Raw genomic sequence first — 7002 nt, 5'->3', positions numbered from 1 at the left:
CTCACCGTGCTCGGCCGCCAGACCCGCCATGATCCGGGCGAAGACGCCCCGATCGCTCCACCGCTTCCACCGGTTGTAGAGTGTCTTGTGGGGGCCGTACTCCCTTGGGGCGTCGCGCCACCGCAAACCGTTGCGATTGATGAAGATAATCCCGCTCAAGACACGCCGGTCGTCGACGCGGGGCTTGCCGTGCGACTTCGGAAAGTAAGGCTCCAGACGCGCCATCTGTGCGTCGCTCAACCAGAAAAGATCAGACATGATCACCGCTCGTTTTCGAACCGTGAATCATGCCAGTCAGACCAAATCAATGGGTCCTGACCCTAGTCACGTTCATGACAGGTACACCTACTCAGCACCAGAAACATGGTTCCCGTCTACACTAGGAAAACTGAGAAAAGAGTGCAGGTTGACAAAGTTGCCTGCACATCAGGTTGATGCTGGAATCACCCTAGACGAGATGGTTCGCCTCTGTCCAACGCGACTCAGGAGGGGCTAGTTTCATGCCAGTCTCTAATGGCTCTTGTTAGCGTTGAAAGCGCAAGACCTCTATTTATCCTCGAGTCTAGAACACCGAACGCCTCAGCAAGCACAGCCCTCTCCTGCCCGTCCGCGACAAATTCATACCGGCCACCCTGGGTATCCAGATTAGGATCATAGGCCACCACACGCCAAGTCCCAAGAACCTCCCCGTCTCGAGTAATGACGTCGCCTTGCGCCAGATCGAGTGCGTAACCGCTTTCCATCCACTCATCGTGGCCTACGAAATTTATTGGGTAGATAAGGTTCATGTGACGTAGCATAGGCAGCAAGAAAATTCTTACAAGCTGCTATCAACTCACTAACTTCGTTGGCAAGGGTTGACATGGCGGCGCCCGCGTCACGGGTTGCGAAGAAGTCGTTTAGGCAGAAAGGTCAGTGCCGTGTTGCCGACTCGGTTCGGTACGAATAGACTTGAACAAAACAGCAACACAAGAGGCGCAGCCTTGCGAGCATTCATATCCTACTCCCACCGTGACGCAGGCGCACTTGAACGCCTGCATGTCCATCTCACTAACCTCCAAAGAGAAGGTCGACTGCAAACATGGTACGACCGCGAAATCTTTGCGGGTGACGTATTAGACGATGAAATTAGCCGAGAGTTAGAAGCAGCGGATTTGTTCTTGTTGATTGTTAGCCCGGATTTCATCGCTTCCAACTATTGTGTCGAACGCGAAATGCAACGTGCCTTGGAGCGGCATGAGGCAGGCGAGACGCGCGTTGTACCAATCATCGTAGAACCGTGCGATTGGGCCGCGATGCCTCAACTTCGACGGCTGAAGGCGATCCCCAGAGACGGTGTACCGATCTCGGAATGGACGAATGCAAACACGGCTTACCTTGATGTCGTCCAGGAGATTCGTCGGATCGTCGATACGAGTGGGTCAAGTGAACCTGAGCCCACTGATGACGAACTCGCACAGCCTGCGGTAGATGAACCCCTGCCGAGGAAAAAACCGAAAGGAACCTCCCGCTATCGAGTTCAAAAGGACTTCGATGAGATCGATCGTAGCGACTATCGCGACCAGGCGTTCGCAACAATAAAGACCTATTTTCAACAGGCGATCCGCGAGATCGATTCGGTTGATGGCCTGCGGGGCCGATTTGTCGATCGTGGTGAGAGTTCGTTTGGTAGCACAGTTGTCAATCGTGGCCGTCAGGATGGAACTGCGCACATCACAGTGCACTGCCGAAACGCGGGTTTCGCTTTAGGGGATATCTACTTTTCTTTCGACGAGAATGCTGGAAGCAACTCTGCAAACGGTGGATTCAATGTGTCATCAGATGAGTACGAGCAGTTTCTTGTCGGTGCTATGGGGTGGTTTGCGATGCAAAACGAACGGCTCACCCCAGAGCAGGCGGCCGAGCACCTCTGGAACGAGTTTATTGAACAAGCAGGAATAACACATGCCTGAATCCATACGCTTCCGATGCAACAACTGTGGCTATCGATTTGAAACAGATGTGCTCAGCGAAGATGAGCGCCGCGACGCCCGTAAAGAAAAGCGCCCGGTTAGCGCAGTGCACTGTCCCAAGTGCCGACGTACGGATATCCGTCGAGGTTGGGATTGACGGATAGCCGGATCAGCTGAAAAAGTGCGGTGTGTTAGGTTTGTGGTTTTGAGTGGTGCGAGCGGAATTAAAAGGAGGGCGCGAAATTGTTGTCGTTAAATGAGTTTACGATTGGGAATGTAGGGAGCGCTAAGCCGCTCAGTCTAATTCTTCCGAGCAGAAAGTATGATGAAACAATTCTTGTCGGCCGAGCGGGTGAAGTGCCGACTGCTGTATTTCTTTCTGGGCAGCACCACGGGCAATTATTTGAAAGCTTGGGGAATACTAGTTGGGGTGGGATTATAATCCCAAACATACGGGTGGAAATTGATGAGGCGAGCGCGGTTGATGTTGAATATGCAGGCGTGAGCAGTTTGTTTGTAATTAGACTTGATACGAGGTTGGTTATTGTGGCCAAGGGCGAGAAAGCATTTGCGCGATCAAATTTGGTAACCCTTCATGATAACCTTGTCCCGGAGAGTGAGTTTCGTGCAGCGTTTGCAGGTTGGCAAATTGTTGTGGGTGAGGGATCAAATAAACGCATTGTTTGGTCGCAGACGGGGGCGTAGAGCTCACAACGAATTCACAACGCGCATGGAGGCAGTGGTGCAGCCGTAAGAAAAAAAGGAGTTCAAAACCGTGTTCTGGAAATTTGGTGCGGATGGTGGAAATAGTAGGATGTAAAAATTTCCTCGAAATTCGGGCCGTGCCGCCTGATTTCTTCAAGGCGATTCATGAAGGCGGGTTGAGAGCTGAAAGGCCAAATAGAAACTGGGGTGGCGAGAATTATTCATATCAATTGGAAAGGCGTGTGGGTCCACGATGCGAAGGGAAAAGTTAGATGAGGTTGGTCTCGGCGCCAAGATCCTGGCCGAAACGGCAGCCGAACTGATAGAATTCTTTAACGGTTCTGATGAGAGTGGTGGACGTTACTTTGACGTTTCGAAGACACTGCAAGGTGCGGACGTATCGTATGCTGATTGCTTGAGTCGTCTCACCTGTATTGCAGAGCTTTCGGAAAAATTTCATAACTCTAAAAATCTTTTAATGGTTCCGGAGGCAAGAATATCGCATCTCAAGAAGATGATCGATAATGCGCAGAGCAATTTGGATGGCCTAGAGACTAAGTTCAAAGAGGTTGTCAGTGGTGGAGGTGGGGTAAAAGCGTTCAATTACAGCAACTTCCACCTTGAAACGCAGAATGGTCAGACTCATGATTTTAGGTCGCAATTCAAGAGTTTTAGCGACAGTATCGAGGCACTTCTCGATTCGTTTTTTATGGTGCTCTCAATCCTTGAGCCAGCAAAGGCGACATTTGATTTCGAAGTGGCGGCGAACGCGCTGTCTTCGTTGGTTGAAAGGTATAGTGAGAATATTGAAAAATTAAATATTGAGAATTTAAAATTAACGGACACTGTTTCGCAGGCCGCCAAGCAGGTTTTCGTGTTGGAGGAGCAGGCTTCAATTGCCAAGGAGACTGTAAGTGAAGTGATTAGAGTTAAGGATGAAGCCGCGAGAGATCGGAAGACTGTCGGAGAATACCTTGCCGATGCAGTGGAAAAGAAGAAGTCAATAGAGGCGGCGTACAACGAAGCGTCTGTGGTCGAAGGGAAAGTGGAAGAGTACGAAGAAAAATTCCAATCCTTTGATCGGCAGCTGGAAGATCGCAATAGAGACTTTGATGATGGCAAGAAGCGTCAAGAAGAGTTGTTTGAGGATTTCGATGGTCAGAGAAAATTAGTCAAGCATCTTATAGAAGATAGTGAAAGCATGCTCAAAGGTGCTACTGTTGCAGGCCTTGCCAGTAGCTTCTCTGACGCGCACACGAAACTCGGAAAGCAACTGTTCTGGGCTCGAGTGAGCTTCTACATAGGTATCACCTTTCTGTTTGTCTCTGCGATTCCTTTGATGCTATATGTGTTTTTTCCGCTAGTTTCTCCTATTCTGCAAACCCGTTACCCCGAACTTGCAGGTGTCACACCGAATCTAGATGTTCAAGGTGAAATGAGCGGCTGGCAATATCTTGGGCAGGTCTTGGCGCGATTTATTATTCTTCTTCCAGCAGCTTGGCTTGTTTCCTTCTCAGCTATTCGACACTCATCGTTGTTCCGGCTCAGGGAGCACTACGCTTATAAATATTCAATGGCGGTTTCCGTCGAAGGCTTCCGAAAACAAGCGGTGGGCTATGAAAGCGAAATTGCCGCCCTGGTTCTCGAACAACTTGCCTTTAACCCTGCGGACAAACTTGTGCCCTCGAAAGAGGTTGCGGAGGGAAAGGTTCCCCACCCACTTTTGAACGTTTTTCTGGAGAAGTTTAGGAGTGGAATGAACAAGGACTAACAGGGGAGGCGTCTTGCGATTGTGGATACCCGAGGACGCGGCGATGGCGGGTTCTGCCCTGCCAATGGTTTGTCATGGACGATCAGGTAGCTCATCGTAGCCGCGTCGAAGGTAAGCGACAACGCTTTGTTTCTCTGACACTTCCAAAAACCGTGAGAATATTACCTGCCGTTCTCTGCTTTGTTAGGTCACACCATTTTCGGCGTGAATCTGTTGTGGCGTTGGTTCTCTAGCCCAAAAAAACATGCCCATTATCCGCCCAGCGGATTGCAAATTTCTTGCTTACTTGTTGTTTTTAAGAGAGAAATCAGCGGTGCTAGAAACCCTCCTAAGGGGCAGGTTGCAGGTTCGAATCCTGCCGGGGTCGCCAATAAGAAATTGTCTAAATTGATAATTTTGACAATTCTTTCTGTCATGCTTTTGTTCTGGTTGCCGTTGGTTTTCGCCATCGACATTTTCTGTTTGCGGATTTGTCGATTCCTTTCAGCTGTTTGCGGCGCGTCTGCCCAAAATCGGCTCAAGCGGAGACAGTACTTCCAAGCAATTCCTTACAAGCTTTGCAGCCATTTCTACTGAAGGCGTGGGTCAAGCTTGCCGCCGAAACGCTCAAGTTTTGATGCCTCTAGGCAGCAGCAGGGCATCTTGGGTCAAGACCTGATGATGCACTTTCATCTATTGTCTGTTGGTCCTGAACTGCGCGCCTAGGTATGGGCTGACACCCAAGCACTCCGCCACTTCCCTGACCGGGCAACCTCTCTCGGCGATCTGCGCGACTGCATCCCGCTGGAACTCGTCGCTGGACTTCGAGCCGCTCATCATGGCCTCCTTGCCTCAAAATTAGCACAGAAGGCGTCCACGATAGACGGGGCTATTCAGTTCTGAGCCTGGGCGCGAGCTGTCGGAACACGGCGCAACCGGCACTGAAAGCTTGATCAGCCTGAACACTGACGTCAAGTTGAGCGGGACGGCGTTTCACTTGGGGAATGTCGGAGGAAGCCCGTCGAATGAGTATTGAGGAGGGTGTCCGCAGGCGCATTTGCCGGAGCACCGCCGGAAAGGGAAATCATTTGCGATGGGGCTTTATTTCTACGGTACGAACAGTTCATTTTTCAGCGATATGTTCGTCTACCCTTTTGGCGGTTCTCGGTCCCCGGTGGAATTGATTGACCCGCCCCCGCTGATTGGTCCGGTTTGAGTGTTAGTGGATGATCGGCCTCTGGTCTGTCGGGACGATGGTTTCAGGGGCCGGCGGACGGTAGCCCAGAGCACTGTGTGGTCGCTTCGTATTGTAATGCCTCCGCCATTGTTCGATCAGGATTTGCGCTTCCCGCAGGCTGTAGAAGATCTCCCCGTTGAGCAGCTCGTCGCGGAACCTGGCGTTGAAGCTCTCGCAGTATCCGTTCTCCCAGGGTGAACCGGGCTCGATGAATGCGGTCTTTGAACCGACAGCGGCAATCCAGTCCCGGACGGCTTGGGCAATGAACTGCAGGGCCATGACCGCAGGCGCTGGATCCTCTCCGAAGGCATCCGCGACCCGGCGCCCGGCCTCCATCCCGTGCAAGTGCATGAAATATTGACCACCTTCACGGTGCAGGAGATCGAGGGCCCCGGCGCGATCCCCGGCGTGCAGCAGCGCCGCGATCCGCGCGGCTTTCGCGGCGCCGGGGGCGGGTGGTGCCGCAAGCGCTGCCGCGGACCAGGCGTCGGTCGCCGCGCGCAGGACTGCCGCCAGTCCCGGCGTTCGGATCCGCCAAGTGCCGCCCCGACATTCCGAGAGGGGGTCCAGCCAATGCAACAACTTGCGCTGCTCCGCCGGCAGTTCGGCGTCGTCAAACCCGCCTTCGGCGCGGCAGAGCCGGGCCACGATGTCGCGAATGGCCCTGGGGGTCTGCCGCAACAGGGCGCCCGCTTTTTCTGTCAGTGCGCGGTCATCCAGCGGCGCCTGGGCGAGGTGGTCGGACAATGCGGGCCAGCCGCCGGTTTTGGCGAAATGCGGATCCTGTCCCGGTCCTAGGAACAGGTCGCGGTTGCCGATCTCCTGCACGTGACCCATGTCCCGTAGCGCGGACAGGTTCGCCACCTGGTCGGCCCCGGCGCATATCACCGCCGGGGTGACGGATATCACGACGGGCGGATCCTCTGTCGACAACATGGAGCATTGGCAGCCCCCGTCCGGTCCGCCCAGTTTGCGGCGCATCGCCGTGAGGATTTCGGCCCTGCCGGTTCCCGGCAAGGCATCGATCAGCAGCACCAAATCCGCGCTGTGTTCGGCCAGAAAGGGAAGGTCGGCTGTTCTCATGCGGCCAGAGGAATGAATGTAAGGGCCATCGGAGGCAGGCCGTTCTGGCGCCGGGCACAGCCTTGCGATGCGACGATCTGATTTTTCCGGTCTGCCAGAGCCATTTTCCCTGTTAGTGCAAAAACCGCCTGGTTTCCATCCGGATCATGGTCTCGGGCGGTCAACGGCTGAGCACCTGATGTCCACGGACCGTTTGCCTGGCTGAGGACATTCGCGTTTCTAACGAGTTTTCGGGCGACGCCTATGATGACGACTTTGTGTGATTGCCCGGCGCC

At 53.4% G+C, this 7002-nt stretch carries 6 protein-coding genes and 2 pseudogenes; 3 read left to right on the top strand and 5 right to left on the bottom strand.

What is annotated here, in order from left to right; all coding sequences use genetic code 11:
* Window positions 1-258 (bottom strand): IS5/IS1182 family transposase (locus BLQ71_RS25590; RefSeq protein WP_074623506.1); only part of this gene is annotated, 258 nt, incomplete at its 3' end.
* A gap of 725 nt (window positions 259-983) precedes the next feature.
* On the opposite strand from BLQ71_RS25590, the gene BLQ71_RS25580 reads away from it, so the two are divergent.
* From BLQ71_RS25580 to BLQ71_RS25565, 3 genes are all read left to right on the top strand, one after another.
* Window positions 984-1952: a toll/interleukin-1 receptor domain-containing protein gene (locus tag BLQ71_RS25580; protein ID WP_074623757.1), complete on the top strand. Its 969-nt coding sequence runs from the start codon at window positions 984-986 to the stop codon at window positions 1950-1952.
* A gap of 243 nt (window positions 1953-2195) precedes the next feature.
* Window positions 2196-2657 (top strand): hypothetical protein, encoded by a 462-nt coding sequence (locus BLQ71_RS26225; protein WP_074623756.1) that lies wholly within the window; start codon window positions 2196-2198, stop codon window positions 2655-2657.
* Between the two features lie 253 nt (window positions 2658-2910).
* The gene (locus tag BLQ71_RS25565; RefSeq protein ID WP_133066210.1) at window positions 2911-4428 is read left to right on the top strand and encodes a synaptonemal complex protein 1; all 1518 of its coding nucleotides are present in this window, start codon (window positions 2911-2913) and stop codon (window positions 4426-4428) included.
* 251 nt (window positions 4429-4679) lie between these two features.
* Here BLQ71_RS25565 and BLQ71_RS26220 read toward each other — a convergent pair whose 3' ends face one another.
* The 4 genes and pseudogenes from BLQ71_RS26220 to BLQ71_RS26725 form a co-directional block, all read right to left on the bottom strand.
* Entirely contained in the window at window positions 4680-4877 is a 198-nt protein-coding gene (locus BLQ71_RS26220) for a hypothetical protein (protein WP_139168490.1), read from the bottom strand.
* Between the two features lie 256 nt (window positions 4878-5133).
* Window positions 5134-5247, bottom strand: a pseudogene (locus BLQ71_RS26940) (transposase); the annotation flags it as partial.
* Between the two features lie 379 nt (window positions 5248-5626).
* A pseudogene (locus BLQ71_RS25560) lies at window positions 5627-5914 on the bottom strand (integrase core domain-containing protein); the annotation flags it as partial.
* An 809-nt stretch (window positions 5915-6723) separates the two neighbouring features.
* Window positions 6724-7002: hypothetical protein (locus tag BLQ71_RS26725; protein WP_211318931.1), on the bottom strand; the 279-nt coding region annotated here is incomplete at its 5' end.

Origin of the sequence: Antarctobacter albus (genome assembly GCF_900101505.1) — a bacterium.
GTDB classification, from domain to species: Bacteria; Pseudomonadota; Alphaproteobacteria; order Rhodobacterales; family Rhodobacteraceae; genus Antarctobacter; species Antarctobacter albus.
Note: the sequence above shows the minus strand (reverse complement) of the source record. Positions and strands in the feature narration are given on the sequence as shown.